This is a genomic window from Nostoc sp. (genome assembly GCF_036919595.1).
In the GTDB taxonomy this organism is placed as follows: domain Bacteria; phylum Cyanobacteriota; class Cyanobacteriia; order Cyanobacteriales; family Nostocaceae; genus Nostoc.
The window spans coordinates 15,546-41,338 of the sequence record NZ_JBALCO010000132.1 but is presented as its reverse complement, the minus strand read 5'-3'; the positions used below and the strand labels follow the sequence as shown (position 1 = coordinate 41,338).

At 42.4% G+C, this 25,793-nt stretch carries 20 protein-coding genes; 6 read left to right on the top strand and 14 right to left on the bottom strand.

Annotated elements, in window-relative coordinates:
* Positions 1 to 262: 262 nt before the first annotated feature.
* Positions 263 to 976: a conjugal transfer protein TrbI gene (locus V7K21_RS19895; RefSeq protein WP_335176974.1), complete on the bottom strand. Its 714-nt coding sequence runs from the start codon at positions 974 to 976 to the stop codon at positions 263 to 265.
* 494 nt (positions 977 to 1,470) lie between these two features.
* Complete coding sequence (locus V7K21_RS30820; protein ID WP_442948904.1) at positions 1,471 to 1,557, bottom strand: NACHT C-terminal helical domain 2-containing protein; 87 nt, start codon at positions 1,555 to 1,557, stop codon at positions 1,471 to 1,473.
* A gap of 520 nt (positions 1,558 to 2,077) precedes the next feature.
* On the opposite strand from V7K21_RS30820, the gene V7K21_RS19890 reads away from it, so the two are divergent.
* A complete protein-coding gene (locus V7K21_RS19890) occupies positions 2,078 to 2,254 on the top strand; it encodes a hypothetical protein (protein WP_335176973.1) in 177 nt (58 codons plus the stop codon).
* A gap of 37 nt (positions 2,255 to 2,291) precedes the next feature.
* Here V7K21_RS19890 and V7K21_RS19885 read toward each other — a convergent pair whose 3' ends face one another.
* The 6 genes from V7K21_RS19885 to V7K21_RS19860 all read right to left on the bottom strand — a co-directional run bounded on the left by V7K21_RS19885 (position 2,292) and on the right by V7K21_RS19860 (position 9,090).
* Positions 2,292 to 3,032, bottom strand: a complete 741-nt coding sequence (locus V7K21_RS19885; protein ID WP_335176972.1) for a choice-of-anchor K domain-containing protein — start codon at positions 3,030 to 3,032, stop codon at positions 2,292 to 2,294.
* 330 nt (positions 3,033 to 3,362) lie between these two features.
* Positions 3,363 to 5,576 carry a tetratricopeptide repeat protein gene (locus V7K21_RS19880; RefSeq protein ID WP_335176971.1) on the bottom strand — a complete coding sequence of 738 codons (2,214 nt, stop codon included), beginning with the start codon at positions 5,574 to 5,576 and terminating at the stop codon, positions 3,363 to 3,365.
* A gap of 262 nt (positions 5,577 to 5,838) precedes the next feature.
* On the bottom strand, positions 5,839 to 6,018 hold the full coding sequence (psb34, locus tag V7K21_RS19875) for a photosystem II assembly protein Psb34 (RefSeq protein WP_273762042.1): 180 nt from the start codon (positions 6,016 to 6,018) through the stop codon (positions 5,839 to 5,841).
* Positions 6,019 to 6,225: 207 nt separating this feature from the next.
* The gene (gene thiO, locus V7K21_RS19870) at positions 6,226 to 8,229 is read right to left on the bottom strand and encodes a glycine oxidase ThiO (RefSeq protein ID WP_335176970.1); all 2,004 of its coding nucleotides are present in this window, start codon (positions 8,227 to 8,229) and stop codon (positions 6,226 to 6,228) included.
* Positions 8,230 to 8,336: 107 nt separating this feature from the next.
* Positions 8,337 to 8,735, bottom strand: coding sequence for a hypothetical protein (locus tag V7K21_RS19865; RefSeq protein WP_335176969.1), 399 nt, complete (start codon positions 8,733 to 8,735; stop codon positions 8,337 to 8,339).
* A 16-nt stretch (positions 8,736 to 8,751) separates the two neighbouring features.
* Positions 8,752 to 9,090, bottom strand: a complete 339-nt coding sequence (locus V7K21_RS19860; RefSeq protein WP_273762048.1) for a 2Fe-2S iron-sulfur cluster-binding protein — start codon at positions 9,088 to 9,090, stop codon at positions 8,752 to 8,754.
* A 75-nt stretch (positions 9,091 to 9,165) separates the two neighbouring features.
* Between V7K21_RS19860 and cimA the strand changes: the two genes are divergently transcribed.
* The gene (gene cimA / locus V7K21_RS19855) at positions 9,166 to 10,833 is read left to right on the top strand and encodes a citramalate synthase (RefSeq protein ID WP_335176968.1); all 1,668 of its coding nucleotides are present in this window, start codon (positions 9,166 to 9,168) and stop codon (positions 10,831 to 10,833) included.
* Positions 10,834 to 11,169: 336 nt separating this feature from the next.
* On the opposite strand, the gene V7K21_RS19850 is transcribed toward cimA, so the two are convergent.
* Together V7K21_RS19850 and V7K21_RS19845 are read right to left on the bottom strand one after the other, a co-directional pair.
* Positions 11,170 to 11,859: a hypothetical protein gene (locus V7K21_RS19850; RefSeq protein WP_335176967.1), complete on the bottom strand. Its 690-nt coding sequence runs from the start codon at positions 11,857 to 11,859 to the stop codon at positions 11,170 to 11,172.
* A gap of 764 nt (positions 11,860 to 12,623) precedes the next feature.
* Complete coding sequence (locus tag V7K21_RS19845) at positions 12,624 to 12,857, bottom strand: hypothetical protein (protein WP_334725854.1); 234 nt, start codon at positions 12,855 to 12,857, stop codon at positions 12,624 to 12,626.
* A 160-nt stretch (positions 12,858 to 13,017) separates the two neighbouring features.
* Here V7K21_RS19845 and V7K21_RS19840 point away from each other — a divergent pair, with 160 nt between their 5' ends.
* Positions 13,018 to 15,159: an NAD(P)/FAD-dependent oxidoreductase gene (locus tag V7K21_RS19840; protein WP_335176966.1), complete on the top strand. Its 2,142-nt coding sequence runs from the start codon at positions 13,018 to 13,020 to the stop codon at positions 15,157 to 15,159.
* Positions 15,160 to 15,234: 75 nt separating this feature from the next.
* Here V7K21_RS19840 and V7K21_RS19835 read toward each other — a convergent pair whose 3' ends face one another.
* Positions 15,235 to 16,782, bottom strand: a complete 1,548-nt coding sequence (locus V7K21_RS19835; protein WP_335176965.1) for a hypothetical protein — start codon at positions 16,780 to 16,782, stop codon at positions 15,235 to 15,237.
* 1,004 nt (positions 16,783 to 17,786) lie between these two features.
* Between V7K21_RS19835 and V7K21_RS19830 the strand changes: the two genes are divergently transcribed.
* The 3 genes from V7K21_RS19830 to V7K21_RS19820 all read left to right on the top strand — a co-directional run bounded on the left by V7K21_RS19830 (position 17,787) and on the right by V7K21_RS19820 (position 21,464).
* On the top strand, positions 17,787 to 19,241 hold the full coding sequence (locus V7K21_RS19830) for an aminotransferase class V-fold PLP-dependent enzyme (protein WP_335176964.1): 1,455 nt from the start codon (positions 17,787 to 17,789) through the stop codon (positions 19,239 to 19,241).
* Positions 19,242 to 19,349: 108 nt separating this feature from the next.
* Positions 19,350 to 20,636 (top strand): sulfite oxidase, encoded by a 1,287-nt coding sequence (locus V7K21_RS19825; RefSeq protein ID WP_335176963.1) that lies wholly within the window; start codon positions 19,350 to 19,352, stop codon positions 20,634 to 20,636.
* A 36-nt stretch (positions 20,637 to 20,672) separates the two neighbouring features.
* Positions 20,673 to 21,464: a sulfite exporter TauE/SafE family protein gene (locus V7K21_RS19820; protein ID WP_335176962.1), complete on the top strand. Its 792-nt coding sequence runs from the start codon at positions 20,673 to 20,675 to the stop codon at positions 21,462 to 21,464.
* A 232-nt stretch (positions 21,465 to 21,696) separates the two neighbouring features.
* On the opposite strand, the gene V7K21_RS19815 is transcribed toward V7K21_RS19820, so the two are convergent.
* The 3 genes from V7K21_RS19815 to V7K21_RS19805 are packed head-to-tail and all read right to left on the bottom strand — an operon-like array spanning position 21,697 to position 25,118.
* The gene (locus tag V7K21_RS19815; RefSeq protein ID WP_335176961.1) at positions 21,697 to 23,196 is read right to left on the bottom strand and encodes an Ig-like domain-containing protein; all 1,500 of its coding nucleotides are present in this window, start codon (positions 23,194 to 23,196) and stop codon (positions 21,697 to 21,699) included.
* Positions 23,197 to 23,235: 39 nt separating this feature from the next.
* Positions 23,236 to 24,009: a TIGR03943 family putative permease subunit gene (locus tag V7K21_RS19810; protein ID WP_335176960.1), complete on the bottom strand. Its 774-nt coding sequence runs from the start codon at positions 24,007 to 24,009 to the stop codon at positions 23,236 to 23,238.
* Positions 24,010 to 24,062: 53 nt separating this feature from the next.
* Positions 24,063 to 25,118: a permease gene (locus tag V7K21_RS19805; protein WP_335176959.1), complete on the bottom strand. Its 1,056-nt coding sequence runs from the start codon at positions 25,116 to 25,118 to the stop codon at positions 24,063 to 24,065.
* Between the last annotated feature and the right edge of the window lie 675 nt (positions 25,119 to 25,793).

Genomic DNA, 25,793 nt, shown 5'->3' with positions numbered 1-25,793 from the left:
TTATGGGGAGAGAGGTTGCCGTCGGCAACCTCTCTCCCCCTCCTTAAAATGATTATCATTTTTATTAACTGTATATTTTATTCTCTGGAAGTCCCATAAGTACTCCAATAAATATCGATGCTGAGTAAGACGATATAGAGGTAGAATGGTTGCTGTTAAATAAAAATTTTTATAGTTAAAAATGAAGGCGATCGCTCACTATAGTTAAAGTGGCGATCGCCCATCAGGGATGATTAAAGTCACGACTTGAATTGAGTTAAATCTAGTAGCGGGATTGTGGTACTAAATTCAAGTTAGAATTCAGTGTGAGCCTTAAATCCTCTGCGGGTCTGAGGACAAAAGCATTTACTTGTTTTTTCCGCAACAAGACACTCGCACCCGCACCCGCAGCTGCGCCGAGAACAGGTTTTAAATCATCAATTCTGTTGTTGCCAGTAATTAGTGAACCTAAAACACCAGCACCTCCACCAATAGCTGCATCAGTTAAAACCTGATTTGTGCTTGGTCCTCGTGAAACTCTTTGAGTTGTAGTATATGTCCGAGAACTTGCATTAATCGACTGACGCTGACCATTGGAAAATTCTAATTCTTGAGCTATAAACCGCACGCCTTTTCCTTGGTTTTGATCTGTATCTCTTGAATAATTATCTAAGTCAACAGGTTCTAGCCGTCCATTTACTTTAGTACCAGCAGGAATTAAGACATTTCTATTTCTGTCGAGAATGTCATTGGCTATTCTTAAGGTTAGAGATTTACTTTCTCCAGGAGCAATAGTAATTGTCTCTTTTTCGTAGGTGACAGGAAAAGCAACCCCAGAAGGAATGGTAACGTTTCCGTATTGCCCAGTTCTATATTGCCCAAGTCTGTATTGTGCATTAGCAGGAGCAAAGCCCAATAGGGGGCTAATGACGCTTGTAGTAACTGCTATTGCCATAAGTGCAGCAGTTCCAGATTTCCATTGATATAGGCGAGTCATAAGAGGGTTGTCCTTTGTGTATGTGATGTATGTAATGACGGTGATTCACTGAGTTTGTTTCTGACTGTTGATGAACCTGTCTATAGGCGTATTCCGAAGATAAAAGTACTTATTATAATGAGGAGTCTGTGCGATCGCGACGCCAAATAGCCTGTCGTAGACATCGCTCCTCAGAATTTGTATCTTGCTAATGTGCGTTACTAAAATCAGAGGCGAGACATTCATAGGACGCAAAACGAGTATCATCTTGTTCCCAAATACTGTTTTAGTACTCATGTCCACATATCTAAGCCATTGAATAGAGGCGAATGTGGCTAATTGCGAACTCTTACTTTTATTCTAGATTGATTTACTAGGACTTGGGAAATATTTTCGTTTTCTTAACGAATGATTTACCTGTGGGACTGAAGGATACACTGTCTGTTGTCTGTGTATTTAAGATGCTGTTAGCGCTGTTTAATCTCTGCGATCGGTAATAGCAAAGTGTCTTATATTTACTGTCGCACTTCACGGCTAACATAACAATCACTATTTAGGCAATCTACCAATAATTTATTGGCATCATAATACTGCTTAAGCAATTCTTTCTACTTGTGAGTGAACTGCCAATCATCAATATTACGATATTTAATGATTACTTCTCTTAATTATTCATACCAAGCCTTCCCATTAGCTAACCACTATTTATTAGGTTCCTCTTCTCTTACTTCATCTAGCCCATCAAGCAAAACCAATACCCTACCGTGCTTGAATAAATCACTTACTTGAGTAGGGACTATTCTGTAACTAGAAAATAGCAGCCAAACTAAAATTATGTCTTGGCGACTCAAAGTCGGACAACCATAAAAACGAAACCCGCACTGATGGGTTTTAATTTTTTATTATCCACAAAAAGCGATCAGCTAAAATAATTCCTAATTAGTCGGCTTCTGGAAGCAATCACTTAGGCATGAAACCGCAAAAGCGCTGAGAGTGGTGAGAAAAAACAATCTTATTTTACGAGTCACCTTGAAAGGGTTAGTGCTATCAATTTTTGATGCGATCGCAGCAATTTTTGTGCTGAGTTTAAATTTATTCACTTGCCATCAACAAGTATGAAATATGGAGTATGTAGCAGTTCTCAATTGCGTGGAATACTGGAGCCAGTTGTATGGGCAGGTTAACAGACTTGAGTACACTGGCATACCGTTTGTAGGGCTTCCCACAGGCTACGAGAAGCGCTATAAACCTCATATTGGATTGGAGTCGGAAAATTCCTTAGTGAAATTACATCCTTAAGGGCGAACAGGAGCAGCTGTTCTAACCACCAAAGCTCTTAATATTTCTTCTCCAAAAATTTTTTCCGAGATATCATGTATATCCCTAACAGGAATAGACCCGCTACTAGCGGAGGTTCGGGTATGCTTTTGAATTTGGCATAAATAGCTGTTTTAGTTGTAGCTCCTTCAAGAGCATTAATGCTTATCTGGGAAATGTCTGGATTAAATCCAGTTAGCTCAAGGGTGTATTTATTGCCTTCAAAGGTGAAACTGCGATTACTCAAATTTGTGTCTATAAATACAAAGTCTGCATTATCTTCAGCATTTATTGGGTCATTAGGTGTATTTACTAGACCTAACTTGAAGTCAAAAACTTCGCTGATTCCAGTAGGAGGGTTGAAGGATACATTGAGATTTAAAGGTACAAATCCAACGCTTGTACCTTTGAGTACTGTTCCGTTAAAGTAAGTTAAATCAGCTATTTTGAATGCAGAGTTAATGTCAGTTGAAAATGAACTTCCATCCAAGGTAAGTTTATTTGAGCCTGTTATTGTACATCCACTAGGAGTATTTGAACTTGCTGGACATACATTAGGATCACCCCAAATAAATGTGTTGCTTCCCACACCTGTGTATATTGGGTTGGTATCTATACTTTCTGGAGTGGGGTTTCCCCATGTGCCACTAGAGATACCAGAAAAAGTCAAAGCATGTGCTTGACTGGAGAAACCAAATCCTGTGGTCGCACTCACAAAAAAACTAGATATAGTAGTCGCAAAAACCAAATTTAGTTTCATAACTTAGGTTTAAATTCTCATTTTGGAGATTTTCTTAACTAGGTTTCCAGTCTAAGGTAGTAAATTTACAGAAAATACGCCAATATTTTATTGTAGTTTTTCTAAAATTTTTATATTTTTATATCTTATTCAAGAAAATATATACATTACAGCTTACTTTATGAACTGTGAAAATATTTTAGCACTTTGTAATTAGTAAACTGCTAGCGATCGCTATCTTACTTGGTTCGCTGATAAATCGTCAAGTTGATATCAAGCTACTATTTTTTGACACTCCCTGCCTATTGGGACGCTAATCAAGTTCATCCTCAAGGGTTTTCGGCATCTGCTTTATAACTTTGACAAAATCTCTGGCAACAACTGACTAGGAACTTTAGATAAAGCCAGATTTTGTCCCTGTATCCCTAATTCATTATGAAAAGCACGAACAGTTTTCACTACATAAGTGAAGGTTGTTTGATAAGCCTCTGGTTGTTTACTTAATCCGTTTAAGGCTTGCAAATGGTTATCTAATGCTGCTTCTAAGTGTTGGGAACGTGTTGCTTTGTCGCCATTAAAAGACTTATCTATTACTAGCTGATAATGTGCCAGTCCCAGGTTATTATAAGAGGCAAGCAAATCAAAACTTAAAGAAGTACTGCTAAGTGAGTCAGCCAAGGCTATAGCCTCTTCGTAAGCGCTGATACATAGTTGTAGATACTTTTGCCGTGCCTCTTTAGTTGTCTGAGATAGGTTTGCTAGATGCCAGTAGGCAGTACCGAGATTATTTTGTGTAGCGGCGCAGGCACTGGGAACATTAGCTGGAGTGCGATACTTGAGAGCTTCGCTATAGACATCTATAGCTAGCTGGAGATTTTGGGCTGGTTGTTCATATTGTGCCAAATTCCAACAGGCAGTACCGATGTTATTTTGAATCATACCATACTTAAGCGGTTCCTGTTCAGGATTGTAATGTACAAGTGCTTCGTTGTAAGCTGCGATCGCTTTCTTTAAATGTATAATCGGTTGATTGTATTGCCCTAGATGCCAGTAAGCAGTACCCAAATTGTTTTGGCAAGCCGCATACTTTAAGGAGTCCATATCGGCTGTACGGTAGCTAAGTGCTTCACTGTAAGCTAAAATTGCTTGTTGCCAATTTTCAGATGGGTGAGAAAAATGAGCTAAATCACCATAGGCTGTCCCCAAATTATTTTGCACACGAGCGTAAGTTTCAGAATGTGTCTGGGGCGAAATCATATTTAACGCCAACTGATAAAATTCTATTGCCTGCTCTATATAAGTTTGTCCTTCCTCAGAATTTGGTGGTGTGCGGTAAAGCATCCAGTAGAGTGTACCCAAGTCATTCAAGATATCTGGGAGTTGCGGTGAGGTTTCGTCATAGCTAATTGCCTCCTGATAGGCAATAATTGCTACCATCAGGTTTTCTAGGGTTGACTCTCCTTGCTCAATGCGAAGGCGGTATAAGGTGCCCAAGCGATGATAGGCTTCTGCCAGTACCTCACCTAGAACTTGCTTTTGGTGTAATTCTTCAATCTCCAACAAAATCTGCTGCAGTTGTAAGTAATCCTCCGTATTTAGAAAAATATTAGTGTTTATTGTTGCTATTAATAGCTCCGTTAACTCGCTGCTAATATAAGATAAAGACGATAGCGATTGATTACTACTCCCACTACCAGACCTATTAGTAGATTCCTGCTGTTGTGGTGTAGCCTTCAATAAATCTGCTGTTAACGGCGAAACTTCCTGGGTTTTATATACGCCATTCCCTTGTATTTCTGCTGGAAAATCAGAATTATTCTCAAATTTTAGCTCGGTGGCTGCGGTTTTCAGTTCCGCTTGGTTAACTGATTCATCTAGAATCGATTGCTCAATATTCCCTAAATCCAAGCTTCCAGAACGTGAAAAACGTTCTGGATAGCCCAAATTCTGAGTCGCTGGTGTGGGTTCTCCAGCAAACACAAATACGCCAGTCCGGCAACGCCAAAACTGTGGTGCTGATTGCTTGATAGCAGATAACCAAGGACGCGGTATCCACAACAGCAAGTTAGATTCTAGGAATCGGCTGGATTCTTGTGTAGAGAAATATTCTTCGCTTAAGCGGAGATAGTGCAAAAATAACCGTTGTGTTGCCACTGGTTGCTTGGTGAGATGCTCCACACCTACAATCTGAAATGCTGGGACTGGAAAAGGTCTTCTTGGGGTATCTTTTGATGCGCCAACAATTGGCGGTGGATAATTAGCCAACCATTGATTTATCTGGATTATGGGATTGGGATCGTTTAAATTCAAACGCAATGTGACTAATCGCGGATAAGCTGAAGTGCTATTTTCATGAGAATTTGATGGCTGATATAGTACCTGTCCAAGAGGATAAGCCAATGTAGAGTGCAAACGGGCTGCTACCTGATTTCTTAAGTGTAAATCATCACATACTGCTAAAAAAAATTGTCGTCGTAAGCCAAGACTTAGGGCAAGTTTCAGGCGGTGGTATACTTGCCGATTCCAAGTAGAATTATTGTTGTGTGCAGGATCATTCACGCTCATAGCGGCTAAAGAGCCAAAACACAGTATATATCACCTTTATGGGTGCATCCAAGTGGGCTAAACTCATAATGAAAATGGTTTTTAAGTGGATGTTATGCGGCTTTGAATAAATTAAGCCTTCAAGTCTATAAAAAGAAAAAAGTATACAATTATACTTTAATTGCTATTTCAATTTTAACAAAAAATAAAAAAGCAGGCCCCTCTTAAAATCGGAACCTGAAAAACTATAAAGAAGATGAAATTTTATTAAAATGTTTAATGCTCAACTGCTCTGAGAAACAAAGAAGGCGACTGAAACCAAGCCGCCAACCAAAACTGTAGCGGTGATTGCTAGTAAGATATAAGTTCGCTTTTGCCCTTCCGTGGGAGGTTCTGCTTGATAAATCTTTGGTTCCCGGGCAAAATTATTCAGAAGGCCGCCTTCTTCGTTTGTATAGGGCATGAATCAATTCCTTTACCTTTATCGTTCATTTAATGTTACATAAATGCTAAATCCGCTCTGAAACTGCTAGACAAATCGTTACATTAGGCATTAGGCAATTCAATTTTGGATAATGGAATTGATGATTTTAGATTAAATTTCAATTCTTTAATCTAAAATTCTTATTTCCCTAGTCCCCTTGTCTGTCTATTCCCCATGCCCCATGCCTTAACTAGTAATCGTCCCAGTCAGAGGAGAACTAGGATTAGCATAATGTTTGATGGGCATCCTGCCAGCAAGGTATGCTAGACGACCGGCGACTGTCGCTAAATTCATGGCACGAGCCATTGCTGCTGGGTTTGGAGAAAGAGCGATCGCACTATTGATTAACAAAACATCTGCTCCCAATTCCATTGCCTGGGCGGCTTCTGAGGGTGAACCAATACCAGCATCTACCACCACTGGCACACCCGCATTTTCGATGATGATTTGGATATTGGCGGTTGTTTTTAGCCCTTGTCCAGAACCAATTGGCGATGCCAAAGGCATTACCGTAGCACAGCCTACTTCTTCTAAACGCTTGGCTAACATGGGGTCAGCGTTAATATAGGGCAATACTGCAAAACCTTCTTTAACTAATTGTTCTGCGGCTTGCAACGTCCCAATGGGATCTGGGAGTAAATATTTAAGGTCAGGTATTACTTCTAACTTAACAAAATTATTATCTTCCTGCCCTAATAATTTCGCCATTTCTCGCCCCAAACGCGCCACCCGAATCGCCTCTTCAGCAGTTTGACAACCTGCGGTATTGGGCAACATCCAGATTTTTGTCCAATCCAAGGCTTCAGCTAAACCTTCATGTCCGGGGGCCTTGGTTTGTACCCGTCGGACTGCGACGGTGACAATCTGGCAATCGCTGGCGGCGACACTTTGCTGCATTTCTTCAATGCTGCGATACTTGCCAGTTCCGGTCATTAAGCGGGATTGGAAAGTTTTGCCAGCAATAATTAGTGGGGAGTCTTGAACGGGGAGTGGTGGGTGCTGTGGAGATATGGCAGGGTGATGCCCGTTGGAGAAATTGGCAGAGTGAGTCAGCATTGGGGTGGAGGTAAATGGCTGGGATTGGAAGCGCGAATAGTGAAAATCTGAAAGTATTGGGTCAGACTTTTGTTCCAAGATGAAATCGGCAATTAATGTTGCTGTTACTGGTGCAAGTAGAATTCCGTTGCGGTAATGACCAGTAGCAAGGGTTAAATTTTGACAGTAGCTGGTACCAAGGATGGGTAACTCATCGGGGGTAGCTGGGCGAAATCCCCACCATAATTCTTCGATGGGATAATGCTTTAATTGGGGATACAGCCGGATGGCAGCTTGTAATAATGTTTGAATGCCTTCTGGGGTATTGTTGGGGCTGAAGCCAACGGCTTCGCTTGTTGCCCCAATAATCAGCCGGTCGCGTCTTGGTACGATGTAAATATCCTGCCCAAACAAAACCCGCTTTAAGGGCAATTCCGACGCAAATTCTGGTATCCGCACACTCAGCATTTGTCCTTTTCTGGGTAGCACAGGTAGTGCTAACAACTCATTTGACCAAGCACCTGAAGCTAAAATATAGTGGGCGGCACGAATTACCCCAGCATTGGTTTGCACGCCAACCACTTGTCCTTGCTGCTGTAAAAATGCTTCTACTGTAATCCCGTCTTTGAGTTTAACACCAATAGACTCAGCCGCAGTCCACAGTGCGTGAGCTAGAGCTTTATTATCAACTTGTGCATCTTCAGGATACCACCAGCCACCAACGACCTCTGCTCCCAATCCTGGCTGATATTGATGAATTGCCTCTTTGTTTAACCAGTAAGCCGGGGATGAAGGGGATGAGGAGGATGAGGGGGAAAGACTTGCCCTTCTGCTCCCCTGCTCCCCTGCTCCCCTGCTTTCTTCAAAAAAGGGTGTGAGGATACCGCAGGGCCGGTAGCCAGTATTTAAGCCAGTTAGTTCTTCTAGTTTGTGCGTCCAATCGGGATACAAAGCACGCGATCGCCAACACAATGAACGCATGGCCCCATTATGGATATTTTCTGCGTCTGGTGCCAACATCCCAGCAGCGGCATGGGTAGCGGCAGCCTGAAAGTTACGACAAAACACGGTGACGTTTGTCCCGCGCAGTTTTAGTTCAATGGCGATCGCTAAACCAATAATGCCGCCACCAATAATTACAATCTCACTAGTCATCAGTCATTTATCATTAGCCATTTATCATTAGTACATAACTAATAACTCATAACTAATTAACTCATAACTTATGACTTATAACTCGTAACTAAAGACGGATCTTATCGTTACCATAAGGCTCGAATTGGTTCGTTGCCTTGGTTTGCATCGCTGGATGGTGTGTTTGTTTGTGAAGTATCTGTATTGCCGTCTGTTCTAGTGTCAGAAGGTGAGGTTGAGTCATTGGAGGGATTCTGGGCAACGTTACTCCTGTTACCAGGTCTTGGCGCTACAATACTGCGCCTGTTTTGGTTTGTTTCAGTTGTTTCATTTCCTTCAGTGGCAGTTTCTTCATTCTTGCTCCCAGCACTGCTATTAACATTGATATTAGCTGGGAGGACTTTGGCTGCTTTGCCACCGGGAGCGTTAGCGGTTTGTACGCCCATAGGAAAGTTGATGCCTAGTAATGTACCAAGCAGAATGGCCAAACCTCCAGCCATTAGAATTAAGGGTGTCCATCTACCCATCTTGTTTTACTCCTTTTTAACCTTTTGGTGTCCACACTATTCGAGAACCTTGTCCCCAAAATCCATCAAACTTTGTCACTTTCACATCGCCTAAAACCTGAGTTTGACAGGCTAAACGCAAATCTGTTGTAGGAGAATGGGGAGGAAGCGAACGCCGTGCTCGATCACGCCAATTCGCTGCTGATACTTCGCCCTCTAACTTAACCGCGCAGGTTCCACAACTGCCAATGCCCCGACAGTTTATTACCTTAGCACCGTCATTGTAGAGGTGAATACTATTTTGCAGCAAAATTTTTCGGAGATTGCTTCCCTGCTCGCAATCAATTGTTTTACCTTCAGCTAGTACTTTAGGCATTTTTAAATTGCCAAACTGGCGTTTTGTTGTATATTGACACATTGTCTCGAAAGTTGTCTCGTCGGTCTCAGTTTTATGACCACAAATTCCTCACCTCAACTTTGGCTCTATGACACTACATTACGGGATGGCACTCAGCGCGAGGGGCTATCAGTATCGATAGAAGATAAGTTACGCATTGCCAAGAGACTCGATCAACTGGGAATTCCCTTTATTGAAGGCGGTTGGCCTGGTGCCAATCCCAAGGATGTACAATTTTTCTGGCAACTCCAAGAAGATCCGCTAAAATTTGCTGAAATTGTGGCTTTTTGTTCGACTCGACGCCCCAATACCACTGCCGCAACCGAACCGATGCTACAGGCTATTTTGGCTGCAGGGACTCGCTGGGTAACGATTTTTGGCAAGTCTTGGGATTTACATGTCACAGCCAGCCTGAAGACGACGTTAGAAGAAAATTTGGCGATGATTCGTGACACGATTGAGTACCTCCGTTCTCAAGGGCGTCGCATTATTTACGATGCCGAACATTGGTTTGATGGCTACAAACACAATCCAGATTATGCTTTACAGACATTAGAGGCTGCGATCGCATCTGGTGCAGAATGGCTAGTTCTCTGTGATACCAATGGCGGCACTTTACCCCACGAAATTAGCCAAATCGTTCAAGATGTAGTCAAGGTGACTGGGGAATGGGGACTGGGGACTGGGGGCTGGGGAACTAGGAAAGATTCCCGATCTTCGATACCCCAAATCGGAATTCACACTCATAATGATTCGGAAATGGCGGTTGCTAACGCAATAGCCGCCGTTATGGCAGGGGCAAAGATGGTACAGGGCACAATTAACGGTTACGGTGAACGTTGCGGTAATGCTAACCTCTGTTCGTTAATTCCCAATTTACAACTGAAGGCGGGTTACAGTTGTATCACAGAAGACCAGCTAACACAACTTACAGAAGCTAGTCGTTTTGTTAGTGAGGTGGTCAACCTCGCGCCAGATGAACACGCTCCCTTTGTGGGACGTTCGGCTTTTGCCCACAAGGGCGGTATTCATGTATCAGCCGTGGAACGTAATCCCCTGACTTACGAACACATTCAGCCGGAACAAGTCGGGAATCATCGCCGCATTGTGATTTCTGAACAGTCTGGACTCAGCAATGTTTTAGCCAAAGCCCGCAGTTTTGGGATTGAACTCGATCAGCTAAAGACAGAGGCCAAGCAAATTCTCCAGCGCCTCAAAGACTTGGAGAGCGAAGGATTTCAATTTGAAGCAGCAGAGGCAAGTTTTGTATTGTTGATGCACGAAGCTTTGGGAGATCGCCAACAGTTTTTTGAAATCAAAGGTTTTCAAGTCCACTGTGACTTGATTGAGGGGAAAGAAACTAGCAATGCTCTAGCTACAGTCAAAGTCGCTGTTGATGGGAAAAATATTCTGGAGGCGGCCGAAGGTAATGGCCCCGTGGCAGCTTTGGATGCTGCTTTACGCAGGGCTTTGGTGAACTTTTATCCCCAAATAGCAACCTTTGATTTGACAGATTATAAAGTCCGGATTCTCAATGGACATACGGGCACTGCGGCAAAAACTCGTGTGTTGGTAGAATCGGGTAATGGTTATCAACGCTGGACAACAGTAGGGGTTTCCACCAATATTTTGGAGGCTTCTTATCAAGCGGTAGTGGAGGGCTTGGAATACGGTTTGTTGTTGCACTCCCAAGCGGAAGCGGCGGTGAAAGCTTCTAGTTGACAAAAAGCACTATGTAGTGTAAATTACTTGACGAACCCCACCTGAAGATCAGCTACCTTCATTGGTGGGGGTATTAAACCCGCATCGTGTTGCCACTCTACAAGGGGATGGGGAGACAATTTACCCTTGTCCCCCCATCCCCTTGTGAAGATTGATAAATTATCCAATCTTGTGGGGTGTTATTCTTTAGCTTGCCCAGTTTATAGGTGGGGCGAGACGCCCATCCCACAATAAATAATTAGATATTTTTTATTTGCGAGTCACTAAGTATAGCATTTCATAAATGCATGAGGAATTAAGTGACCTATTAATAAAGCTTGGCAAAACTCGATAACGCTAGGAAGTTGTAGAATTATCTATTACGGTAGGAATGACGTAACCTGCAATACCTTCATATACATATCCATTCTTGCCACCAGCCAGCTCACTAAAATTAGTAGTGTACAAGTGGTCTGAAGCTGCGGAACTATAATATCGATATAAAGGAATAGTACCTGTGAGCGATGTAGAATATACATAACCTGCAATACCTTCACGTACATACCCATTGCTGCCACTACCCAGTTCACTCAAATCAGTAGTGTACAAGTGGTCTGAAGCTGCAAAACTGTAATATCGATATAAAGGAACAGTTCCAGAGTATTGTTGTTTGGGAATATAGGCGGCAATTCCTTCAGTGATGTATTCGCCGCTACCATTTCCTAGTTCATCAAAATTAGTTGTATATAAGTGGTCAGGAATTGATGGATTATAATAACGGTAAAATGCATATGCCGTAACTATTATACCATCAATTATTCGAGTAGTAGTATTTGGAAGAACTTGATTTTGAACAACTAAAATATTTGAGGATCTAGTTTTGTTTTCGCTAATAGTTAATTGATTAGTATTCTGGAGTTGAGAATAATTTGGTGTTGCTAAAGCTACATGGCGACTAGTTAAATTGTTCATACTAATACTTGCAATGCCAACAGCCAAGCCACCAAAAGTTTTTAAGACTTTACGCCAAGACCAATTACCAAACATAGTAGTATTTTTTTAGCCTGATATTAGAAGTCGATACATTACCATACTAATACCACATTATGCAACAAGGCAGTGGATAGGGGAATATAAGCGCAAGAATGAATGATACTTCTAAATATGACGCACAGACGCAAAGCCTCACATCTTGCACCACTTGCTTTATTGCTATTTTTGTAGGGTGGATATTGCCTAACGTTGGCTGAAACCCTAATTTTTTCGTTGCCAGCAGTGCCCACCTCACGGTTATTGAGAATGGTGCAAGATATAAGGAGCACCTGGCACTTGAGTAAGCAATGGTTAAATTAGTAGCTTCTATGCCGTAAATGCAAAAATAGCAGGCCAATTGCCAATTCCGTACAAATAATCATTCTCACCTTTACAGCCAAAGTGCGTAGGCGTAGCCCGCCGCAGGCATCGCTCAACTGAGTTGTGTACCAAAAACATTTATTCCATTAAGGCGTCGAAGCACCGATCAAAGAGCATGAGGATTGATCCAAAAAAAAGACCCCTGGTTTGCACCAGAGGTCTTTCCGTTTCAGAACGTTGTAAAATTCATTAGCAACGTAAAACGCTGATATGGTTAATTTAATGGCTTCTGTGCCATGAATGCAAAAATAGTAACCCAATTGCCAATCCCATACTGACGATTATTGTTACTTCTACACCTAAAATGCGTAGGCGTAGCCCGCCGCAGGCATAGCCAATATTTAGGTACAGACCTGGAAGACCGATACTGCGACAAAAACTTCATCCTATGCAAGGTTTTAGGAGAACTTTTCCCAGCATTGGGCAACTAATTGGCTCAACCAGCGACGTTGTTGCTGATCCAGCAGTGGATCATCTGCTAGTAACTGAGCGGTTAATTCTTCCAAAGATTGACCCTGAGCACGGACAATTTTAATTACTCCAGCGATCGCAGCGGCAACTAGTTCTTCATCAATCGGCTGTTGTCGCAATGCAAAAATTTCCTGGGGACTGTCTGGAATAGGATAATTCATGGCGTGGGTTTACAGAAATACAAAATGAACAATAAATTTGGCAAATTTTTAAAATTTCTTCACTGAATCTTTACGAAACTAATAGGGCGGAGTTTACCTTACTTTGTGCCTTCATAAAATCTGTCTTAGTAAGTAGATTGATCGGAGATATCAGGAAACGATGAGAGAAATCCTTTATTTAGAAGTTCCAACTCCGGATATAGCAACTGTGCGTAGCTGGTTACAAACAGATTTTGAACCCGGAAATGGAGAAAAAGTGCTTACCTCGGAAGGCTTTCGCCTCAAAATCCCAACTACAACTACAACTACTGGGGTAGCTCTTTCGGAAAACCTGCCTGCGGAACTTTCTGTATTTGTCTGGTCGGTGCAACGAACTACTTATCTAAAAGTGTTTCGTTGGACAGAACAGCCTTTTCCCAAAGAGGGACAAATCCTGCAACGCCTGACCAAGGAAATCAGAAGCCGTTTTGGGCATCATTACCCAGAACCGCCAGCAATTGATTTATCCCAGCAATCGATTTTTGCCGCGCTAGGCTCTATTTATCCCCTCACTGTCAAATATTTTCAGAAAATGCCCAACGGTGAATATGACCTAACTCGTGCCTATTGGTGGGAACAACGATGGCGCGAAGGAGTACGGAATCCGCAGCAGCCGCGTCAAGTGGTGTTTTCGCAGGGGAGCAGGGGAGCAGCAGGGCAGGGCAGCAGCGGGGAAATAACCAATGCCCCATGCCCAATGCCCAATGCCCAGTACGACATAATCTACATCGGTGGCGCACTAGGCGCCATCCATGCAGCACTGATGGCAAAACTGGGATATAAAGTCCTGTTGGTGGAACGAATGCCCTTTGGGCGGATGAACCGAGAATGGAATATTTCTCGCGATGAGATTCAAAGCTTAGTTAACCTGGGTTTAGTCACCCCCGCTGAGTTGGAAACCATCATTGCCAGGGAATACAAAGATGGATTCAATAAGTTTTTTGATGCTAATAATCCATCCAAACTGCGATCGCCTGTTCTGCATACACCCACAGTCCTAAATTTAGGCTTAGATTCCGAAAAATGGCTCCAAATGTGTGGGCAAAAACTGCAAGCGGCAGGTGGTGAAATCTGGGATGAAACAGAATTTATCCGTGCAGATATTGATATATCACAAGTTATTCTGAAAGTCAAGCACTTAACCAGTCAGATTGAGAAGCAAGTAAGTGGACGACTGTTAATAGATGCAATGGGAACTGCCTCCCCCATCGCTTGGCAATTAAATGGTGGTCGGGCTTTTGATAGTGTATGTCCGACAGTGGGAGCGGCAATTGAGAGCGGATTTGAGCCGGGGGTGTGGGATTCCCAGTATGGAGACGTTCTTTATAGTCATGGGGATATTTCGCGGGGAAGGCAGCTGATTTGGGAATTGTTTCCTGGAGCAGGGGATGAACTGACGATTTATTTATTTCATTACCATGAAGTCAATGCTGAAAATCCCGGTTCCTTGCTGGAGATGTACGAGGACTTTTTCACGATTTTGCCAGAGTATCGCAGGTGCGATATGGACAAGTTGGTGTGGAAAAAACCGACATTTGGGTATATACCGGGACATTTTAGTGTAGGGAGTAGCGATCGCACAGTTGCCTTTGATCGATTGATTGCGATCGGTGATGCGGCATCACTCCAGTCTCCCCTGGTTTTCACCGGTTTTGGTTCTCTAGTTCGCAACTTAGAGCGCTTAACAACCCTGTTGGATACTGCTCTCAAACATGACTTGTTGAATTTGGGACACTTGAACCAAATTCGCGCTTATCAAAGCAACGTTTCAGTGACTTGGCTATTTTCCAAAGGCATGATGGTGCCCACAGGGAAATTTTTACCACCGCAACGGATCAACTCCATGCTCAATACCTTTTTTGGGCTGTTAGCAGACGAACCTTTAGAGGTGGCAGATAATTTCATTAAAGATAGGTGTGATTGGTTAACCTTTAACCGCCTAGCACTCAAAGCAGCGAGGACAAATCCTGCCTTGCTTTTATGGATCTGGGAACTTGCTGGCCCAAAAGATTTACTCAGATGGCTTGGTAGTTATTTTAACTTCGGTCGTCATGCCCTGGTTAGTGCTTTGCTGAGTCCGTGGTTCGGGCGCTTCTTGAATCGGGTAGGTTTTTGGCTGGAACCTCGGAATCCGGGATTGTGGCTGTGGCTGTTGGCGATTAATTATGCGATCGCCACAGGCAAACCGCGATCGCCCAGTCAGGTAGCCAAAATTAGCTCAGAAGCCATAATTCCGAAGTCAGAAGCAAGGATTCTGAATTAGTTGTTAGGCATTGGGCATTAATCACTTGACTCCTAACTCCTGTACAGATGCGATTAATCGCGTTTTTACTCCTAACTATTGACTCTTGGGGCGAAAATTCGGTAGTTCCACAGATGCCAATGACTTACGCCCCTTGGGTGGACGCTGGGGATAAACTATCGGTGAGGGTGAATTGGCGTCATTAGTGTTATCACCTGATAAATCTGGGGACAAATCAGTTGCCGACAATTGCAACTGCGTCAATTGTGAAACTTCTGACCAGTAGTCTTCAGTTTCTCCACCAAGCGTCTCAGTATGAGGTTGAGTAGAGGAAACCGATAAGTTTTTGGCTGGTGAAACCACAGAATCTGTCGTCCCAGAAGTGGAGGTAGTTGCAGGAGGATTAATTTCTACTTCCAACTGCTCCTTTTGTGGGTTTTCTAGTTCTTCATCGTCTTCCAAGATTGTTGCTAAAGTCTCCCAGATCGGCGCATCACCCTGATTACTATCCACATGCGTTTTCGCAGCAGATGGTGATGCAGATGCAGGCTGGGAGGTGAAAAACATTTGAATGAGACTATCTAATTGCTGATCTAAATTTGATGAACCCGAAGTTGAGACAGCTTCCGGTGTATCTGGGGAATCATCAATTTTTGGAGAGGGACCGGTTTCTGCTGGTGTTGGGGTATTTTGTTTAACTGACCAGTTCCAAGAAGATGATGTCGGAGTCGGTTCATTTCTTTGGAATGGGATTGGTGCTGACGGTTCGCCCCAAGAATTATCTAGATTCTCATTCAAGGATTCTGGTTCTGCTGACCAAGGTTGAATTGGCTGGGCGTTAGGAAACAAAGACCGAGCTTTTCGAGAAAATCTTCCTTGTCCGCTAGTTATGTCTTTGGGATGTTTTGCAGTATCGTCTAAAGAGTCATAACTAGGAACTGATGTATCTAAACATTTTTCTAGAGCTGCTTTAAATTGCAGGGTCTGGCGTTGTTGTCGCATCAGTCTAGTACGTAGCTCTCGACAAGCATTTTCTGATTGCAATAACTGCTGAGACTGTTCGCTGTTGTTAGTGTGTAACAACGTACATTCTCGCTCTAACTGGGCAAGACCTTGTTGAGTAATTTGTAGCTGTGCTTTATGAGTATCAATAAAAATTTCCTGGCGTTGAACAGTTTGTACAGCAGTTTCTAATTGTTGAAATAGGGACTTTATCTGTTCTTGAGCCGCAGCCAATTCTTGAGCATGTTGGTTGAGGATCGACTCAGTAACGCTAGAACGCGTTTTCTGCCACTGCAAAACCTTTTCTGACTCAGCTAGGTTGTCTTTTAGCTGCTCTACTTGTTCATATAAGTTATTGTTAGCTACACGCAATTCTTCGTTCAATGCCAGCAGGTTCTGAAACTCCGAGTCAATAAGTGCTTGCTTGCCGCTTTCAGGCTCTGCAACCCAGTCCTGCTGAGTAGTATCTTTTGAAAATTGTGTATCTTCAGCTGCCATGAGGAGTGGCAGTTTTTTAACTGCCATATTGTCATTAGGCACAACTGAGTAAAAGGGACAACTCGCCTGCTCCGATTGTGGCGAATTAGCAGAATTTAAGGATTCCATCACAGCCGCCTTGTTTGAGGTGTCAGCTTCATTCATCACTCTTGACCCACCTGCTTAAAAATATTCAGCAGTCCTGGCATTAACATTGCTTATCAACTGTGTCTAATCAGGGTTGCTCTAGAAGCTAAGTTTAACTCTCTCCAGCCACCAGCAATTAATCATCAATTGGTGTTCCCCATTTTGTATCTAGACTGATGCCGTTATAACACTATGATGCTCTTCCCCGTCAAGAAGAGGATGAGGGGAACTCGGGCCGCCTTTGGGGATACGCAACAAAGAGGAGAAACCCAATACTTAAAAACTAAACTGTATTGGCTGACGAAGTTTTCTAGATAAAAAACTGCTCTATGTATATTTTACTTTATATAATCGCATCTGTCTTAAGACATAAACAAAGATGTATTGAAAAAGACATTTTTATACTGAATTATTTATTACTCAGGATAGATGTCAGTATAAGCATTCACTATTCAATGAGATTCTGTGATTTTGGGCGATCGCTATTTAATGTCAACAAACAACTGAGAGCTTCTGCCAGAAGGACAATGTTAGTAAATCCTGACAAATACGAACAAATACGTACAAAATTTGCTTTAAAAAGTAACGACTTACCTAAGTGGATTTATAAAACTTTTTTAAAGAGCAATCTCAACTTAGTACGTGCCTTTTTCTCGGTAAATACAGTCAGAGTAAGCAATTTCAGGTTTACTTAGTCAAAGGCTTTTCTATCAACTTGCCTTCAATACGTCAAGTTTGTTTAATTACTACAAAAAAATTGTTTAAAGTATACCTGACTACTTATTAATATTCCTCACATTGTATATTAAAGTAAATTATATAAAACATAGTTCAGTATTAATACGTATAGGCTTTTTAATTATTTTATTAAAGAATAATTGGAATAACAAAGTTTTTTACTAGCAATAAAGTAATTATAAAGACCATAATTACTGCCGATTGAGATGATTATTGCGTTGAATAAAGCTTTGTGGCAGTTAGGCTTGTCCAAAAAATCAAAATTTAAAATAGAGGTGCTAAAGATGACTGACGTATTTACAATTGGTACAAATATAAAGCAAGAAGCTGCCCAATTACCGCTAGTTGTAGAAAATTGTGACAGTTTTTGGAACAAAGAAATTAGACCGTTATTCACAAATGAGTCTCTATCTTTTAGAGTGAAGACTCTTAAGGGAAACTATGTCAAGTACGTCAACTTGGATAATGGAGCTACAACCACTCCTTTTGCAACCCTTAAGCAGCATGTGGACGACATGCTTGACACCTATGGCAGCGTACATCGAGGTTCTGGGCAAAAGTCCATCATCACTACACGAGAATATGATGCCAGCCGGAACGTCATTCGGGACTTTGTAGGGTCATCTTTAGACAACTATGTAATATTTGCGAAGAATACAACAGAAGCAATTAATGGAGCCGCCACACTTTGGGCAAAAAAACCTGGGAAAATCTTAGTTTCTGATATTGAGCATTCATCCAACCTGCTGCCTTGGGTTACTAGAGACGAAGTTGTGCAGTACAGAACGCAGCCGGATGGAAGTGTAAGTGTCACAGAAATTGAAGATATCTTCAAGGCACACCAAAATCTCCCTAAAGCCGAACAAATTAAGTTAGTGACTATTACAGGTGCTTCGACAATTACAGGTTACAGACCCCCGATTTACGAAATTGCAGCTTTAGCACATCGATATGGTGCTAAGATTTTTGCCGACGTGTGTCAGTTGATTCAGCATGAACGAGTAGATATGCGTGCTGATGATGACCCATGTCATTTAGATTTTGTGGCTTTCTCTGGACACAAGATGTATGCACCTTATGGAACAGGGGTTTTGCTGGGGCCGAAAGAATTTTTTGATAGCTCTTACCCTTATCAAATCGGTGGTGGAAACCTGCCTTATATCACTAGAAACTTAGAAATTAAGCGTTTTTATACAGAACGGGCCCATGACCCTGGAACACCAAACGCAATGGGTGCGATCGCCATTGCCAAGGCGATTGAAATTATCGAAGCCCTTGGGCGCGATCGCATTGCTCAGTATGAACACTCTTTAGTTGAATTTACATATACACGGCTTGGGCTGATTCCTGGTGTCAAAGTCCATATTCCAGGAGATAATTTAGCCCATGTTATTCCCTTTGATATTGATGGGTTTGATGGACGTTTAGTCGCAGAGATTCTGGCACAAGAATACGGAATTGGGGTTCGGGCTGGGGCTTTCTGTACATACGAATACATTCGCAAACTCAAGAATATTTCAGACGAGCAAGACCACCAAATTGCTCAGGAAGTAGACAGAGGAATCACGCGCAACATTCCTAGTATTATCCGAGCAAGCTTTGCTGTATATAATACATTAGAAGATTGCGATCGCTTTATTGATGCGATCGCTCAAATAGCTAAAAACGGATTTGCTTACTATTTGCCTAACTACACACAAGATGAAATCACTGGTGTTTGGACAGCGATAGACAGCTAGTCTTTTCAGAGCATGGGGCAGGGGAGAAAAGAGAAATTTTCTGCCTGCTCCAACTCCCTTATCTCTGTCCCTTAAATTACGAATTACGAATTAAAAGGAGGTAATAGTTTGAGCGATGAAAACCTCTTTGACCAGGAGGAGTATCTACAGGCACGGGTTGAGCAGTGCATCTGGCAAAAAAGTACAGATGCAGGTATTTCGCGCCAGCGCTTTCTGCAAATACTAGCCACTATGGTTAGTGCAACAGCCATCGGGGGGTTAGCTAAACCTGCGCCTGCTCACAGTCAGGTAGCTGTTAAAACTAAAGGCAGTAAAATACTTAAGCCATTGCCACCAGGGTATATCTCTCATAGCAAAGGCACATTAGAGATGAACTGGGAAGCGATGTATGGGCGTGGTTATTTAGTACCAAACGATTGGTTCTATGTTCATAACCGTAGTACACCTCCCCCGTTTGACCCTTCTACATGGCGTTTGCAAATTCATGGAACTGGCGTTTCTGCTCCCTGCGAGTTCACATACGATGAAATCATTGCTATGCCTTCCATCTCAGTCACTTGCGCCATTGAGTGTGCTGCTAATGGTCGGCGCTTCTTTGAAGAGGCTTACAACACACCACTCCCTGGAACGCGGTGGAGGCTTGGGGCGATTGGTGTGGCTGAGTGGACTGGTGTACCACTTGGCATGTTATTAGAGCGGGCTGGACTGAAATCCACAGCAAAAGACGTACTTGTTGAGGGTGCAGATGTGGATTCGCTGGACTCAAAGGGGACGAATAAATCCAAGTTTAACAATGTAGTTCCGATTGCCAAAGCATTAGCAGATAACTCGCTTCTTGTCTATGCAATGAACGGAGAACCATTACCTCCAGATCATGGCCAGCCATGCCGTGCCTTATTCCCTGGTTGGGGAGGAAACGCCAACGTTAAATGGATTGAGCGGATTGAGGTTTCTGAAACACCGATATATACCCAGTGGGTAACGGAGCAGATGGTGCTGGTTGGTGCAGATTACCCAGCGATCGCACCCTATAAAGGTAAGCTGATTACCTATCAAAATGTTAAAAGCGCTTTTGAGTTGGCTTGGCCAGCTACGCTTTCGGCTCGAACCCACTTATTACGCGGACGTTCTTGGTCAGGTAAAGGAAAGATTGTCCGTGTGGAAGTCAGCCTAGATGGCGGCAAAAGTTGGCAATTAGCACGACTGCGAGAACCAAATTTTCCATTTGCATGGGTACGCTGGGACATTGAATGGAACCCAACTCCTGGGGAATATTTTCTCCAAGCTCGTGCTACTGACAATTTAGGTAATATACAACCGAGTACAGTTCCGTGGAATGATTCTGGATTGCTCTACGGAGGCGTTGTTAGCCATCCGGTGACAGTGCGAGGTTAATCACACCAAGTCAGTTCTGTAGAAAAAGAATTATTTATGATTGATTTTAGTTGGTTGATTTTAGTTACTGGAGGTCTAATATCTGGAGTCATAGCTGGACTTTTAGGAATAGGTGGCGGTATTATCACAATTCCTCTTTTAGTCACACTAGGTTATACTCCCGTTCAGGCGATCGCTACTAGTAGCCTTGCTATTGTAATTACTTCAATTTCTGGAAGTTTACAGAATTGGTGGATGGGCTACTTTGATTTTAAACGAGTAATTTACTTAGGAATTCCAGCTTTCCTAACTACTGGAATAGGTGTATATTTCGCCAATAAGATCCCATCCTATATAATACTCTTTACATTTGGCATTATACTACTTGCTAATATCTATTTAATTGAGCTTCGTAAACAATTGGCTTTCAAGGAGATAGAGAATACACCACCAGTATTTAACCCATTAGTTTCTAAAATTGGTACTGGGGGAGCAGCAGGAATTTTAGCAGGTTTATTTGGCTTAGGTGGCGGTACGATTATGGTGCCACTACAAATGTTACTACTAAAAGAAGAAATTAAAGTAGCAATTCAAACTAGTTTGGGTGTGATTGTTATCACTGCTTTAGCTGCCTGCACAGGACACGCATTAGAGGGAAATATTCTGTTTGTTCAAGGTATAGTTTTGGGATGTGGTGGTCTTTTAGGCGTTCAAATGAGTACTCGCACATTGCCAAAACTACCAGATTCCACTGTGAGTTTAGTGCTTCGGATTTTCTTAGGAATACTATCAATTTATATTTTTTGGGAAGCTTGGACAAATTATCAACAAATAATTCCTAATTTATAATTCATAATTCGTAATTACAGCAGTTTTCATTTATTTTAACCGCATACATTGTTGGGACACGGCAATGAGCAGACGTGTCAACTTAGAGGTTATCTATAAATTGAAAATAAAAGGTTACGGCTAGCGCCTAACCCACCACTACCATCGAATACTAAAAGTTAAGTAAAGCGGTGCGTTAGCCTTTGGCGTAATCCATCCTACCAAAACTAATTACGAATGATGAATTATTCGGTCAAGGTAGCCATCGGGGATGAAATCCAGCTAAGGGGAGTTGTTCTGGTCTAATTTCCACAGTCGCAGCATCAGCGATAGGCAACAGAGGCATTAACCACAGGCTACTGGTAGCAATAACATCTCCATCATCAGTTTTCAAAGTGTTTGTGGGTGATGATGCTGTTGTGTTTGTCTGCGGTACTACTTGGTCAAATAACAAGCCCAAACCGTCGGCAGATAAACTCATTTGCACATTCCGTTGATCGGGAGGCAGCACTAGCAGTGGTTTCTGTTGCCCGGTTTTTAGATCAATTGCCACCACATAAGGCTGTTCTATGTATTGTTCCTTGGATACTAACTGTGTCAGCAAGCAGTAGAGGGTGGGTGAGGCGATGTCAAATTGGCAGCTAAGAATTGAGCCTGTTGTTTTTAATAGTTGTTTCTGCACACCTTGGTTTGTTACTAAAAACAAATCACGTGTGTAATCTGTATTAAACTTTACCATTGCTGCTTGAGAGCCATCTTTGGAGAAAGCTTGTACCAAGCCAAACTGCGGCAGAAAATCTAGGGGTTTACTGGCATCACCTTGCAATGGTAGAATTGCTGCTCCCTGTCCTTGGGCAACTGCTACGGCTTTACTATCTGGCGTGATCATAAAGTCTCCCCCCGGTTGGCTTTTCAGGCGTTTAGGGGTGGGTTTTTCTGCTGAACCGTCGTTGGTTGCTGGCATAAACCATAGTCCAAAGTCGCCGGGATTAGTTTTGTTTCCCCGTTGGATAACAATAGTTTGCCCATCAGGTGATAAGTCAAATTTCAGGTTTTGATAATCTTTACTATCTAAAACTAGGTCAACTTTGGCTCCTGGCTCTGCTTGTTGTCCAGATTTACCAGAAACGCCTGTTGTCACTGTGTAAAGTTGAGCTGAAAGTAAGTCTTCGTTCTTAGCCGCACGAGCCGAAAATAAAATTTTCTCCCCATCTGGAAACGACTCAAAGTCCATTACTATCAAGTCTTTGGGGGTAAGTATCCTTTTTTGCTCTTGGGTTAAGTTGTAAAGAACTAATCGTCCCTGTTCTTCTTGATTGGTTCCTATGTAAAGGATGACGCGATCGCGTGTGCGGAAGCTACCAATAAAGGGCTGGATCACCCGATTTTTGCCTTCTTCCTCTGCAAACTTATCTTTTGCTCCCTGTAACTGCACTTTATAATTCGTGCCGTAGGGGGCTGGTGTCACGAGTGTATAAACCATCCGCCGCCCAGCCCAACTGAATTTACCTGCTAGGGGTGGCTCGATTTTTAAGTTATCCTCTACGGTTTTTATTTCCATTGGGCGGCTGAAGGTGAGGGTGAAGGAGTTATCTTCTGCCCCAATTTGTTGATTTTGCCAGGTAAAGTCTCGGACACGAGCAGTCACCACGTCACCTTGCAATATTATCAACCCAATCAGCACACTCAACAGTAGCATCAGTCCGATCGCTATCCGATCCAGTGGTTCGATAAATGCTTTAGATTTTGTCATTTGTCGTTAAGCATTGGGCATTGGGCATTGGAGAAATAATTAATAACTATAAGGATTCTGTGGTTGAGGAATCTTTTTGAGAGAGGTAGCGGCAATGGTAAGTTGGCGTTTACCTGCCAGATTTTCTGTCACCATTTGTCCTTCTACTTCCAGCCAGGTGTCAGGGGAGTAAGGTTCTTGATTGTTTGGGAGTTTGACGGGTAATCCCACAGGGTAAGCATCTGCTGCACAGCAAGTTAAGACAAATCGGGCTAAGAACAAATATTCTTTTCCTATATCTGGCGGATGGATGACAAATCCCTGCACCTTGACTTTTTGTCCTGTATATGTGTCTGGCTCTGGATAGACATTGACAGTGCGTACCCAGTCTACAAGCGATCGCTCCTCTGGACGAACAGTAGCCCGAAAGGCTTGGGGTTTGACGCGTGTAGTTCCCAATAAATCAGCCGTCACACCTCTTTGCAGTGCTTTGTCACTAGCAAAAACTTGCGGTGTAAAGATAAAACCCAAAATCGCTGCAATCAATAACACAGAACTGCCCCAACCAGGGGGAAATAAACTAATATGCTGGCTGTTTGGCATAACATCAGGGCGACGCCGCAACCAAAGTTCCTGCATCTTGAAAAAACCAATAATGATCAAGCTGATACCAGTTACAACCACGAACCAAATGTAATTTGGATGAATCAATAGGTTCAGCTTGTTAGTTAGCCAATATCTCAACATTAAAATACCCCAAGCTGTAATTGCTAGGGCATCCAGCCAAGGGAGTAACAGATTTGAGATTTGAGATTTGGGATTTTTGCTAGCCATTATTTATTGGGCATTGGTTATTAGCAAAGAATAAAAGACAAATGACTAATTTTTTAAAGAACATGCAAGTTCATGAAAAGAGTTAACACAAATGTTAATTGTGCCGCTAAAGCAAATAAGTAAAAGACAGTTTTGGGTTTAAAAATGGATAACATCAAACCAATGCCTTTGATGTCAATCATTGGGCCAAACACCAGAAATGCTAATAAAGAACCACTGCTAAAGGTTGAGGCAAAAGATAGGGCAAAGAAAGAATCGACTGTAGAACAAATTGACACCACTACTGCTAATATCAGCATGACCACAATCGAGCTAATAGGTCCAGCGCCCAAACTAAGAATTAATTCCCGTGGGGCTAGCACTTGAATAGCAGCAGCGATCGCACTTCCTAAAATCATCACTCCGCCCAATTCCCGGAATTCTTGGATGCTATTATCTACCACTAGACGCAGTTTATCTGCAAGGGGTTTATTGGTATTAGAAATTGGGGTAGTCGCCTGTACCAAATTAGGATCTATCCGCAGAGGTATACCTGCTTTTCCTCCTAAAATATAAGTCCCAGATTGCAAGATATTTGGTATCGCTTCTTGCTGTTGTACTTGGTAACGTTTCCCACGGCGTTTGGTTTGGGGCTGTGCGGGTGGATTAAACTTCATATACCGAGCGATCGCAGGTTGGACTATGGGATTTAAGTCCTTTTGAAAACTGAAAACAAAACCGATAATTGTGGCAATTGCTAGGGAAAATACGACTCGTAAAACGACTATTTCTGGCTGATCTCGAAATGCTGTCCAAGTTGCCCAAATTACAACTGGGTTAATTGTTGGTGCTGCTAGCAAAAAACCAATTGCCACTGGTGTGGGTACTCCCTGAATTAGGAACCGCCGCGCTACCGGTACATTCCCGCACTCACACACTGGAAATAAAAAGCCGATCATGCTGCCAACTAAAGCACCCAACAGCGGATTTTTGGGCATTTTTTCTACTAATTTGCGCTCATCAACAAAAAATAGCAGCAAACTGGAGAATAAAACCCCAAGAAGCAAAAAAGGCATCGCCTCGACTAGCAGACTTAGAAATATTGTAAAACCATTGTTCAGTTGATTCATGGGCGTCGCAGTCAAAAGCGATTTTGAGTTTTAGGATTCTGCCTAGTCATTCTATCGAAATGGGGATCAAAAGCAGATCGGGAAAATTAAACATCATTTAAGTAGCAAGTTGTCCGATGTTTCGAGTAGCGCTTAAGCGCTACAAACCTTTGCTTCAGACGAAATAGGAAGTTTTACCTGAGTGCATTTTTTGACGATGACCATTTCTAAGATTGTCTAAGTTCAGAAATTGTTCCAATTGTAGAGGGCAAGTAGCTGCATAGATGATTTGAAATTACCTATTGTTTATACTTACAGTAATATGCTGGATAAGATATTAGCTTGGCTGTATTTTCATCAAGTATTCACAGTTCTTCAACATTTGGGGATCACTCTTGGTTGCTACCATCATTGATTTTGGCTAGTTCTGGGAAAATTTTATCTAAGTTTTGGTTGATTGTGTACAATAAAAACTCTAAAAAGGCAAGACCAAAGTTTAGCAAACACGGTAAATGCTTGCAATACCTTGTTTTAAAGGACATGCTGTTCGCGTTCGCCAATCTGCGAAAAGTCTTACACACGAGATCACAAACGTAGGCAAAGCTTTAGCCCACGCAGGTGGGCTGAAATCCTTATATACTGAGGAGATAGGCTTTGTTTCTATAGCCTCGCTCTTCTAGAGTGAGAGTATTTTAT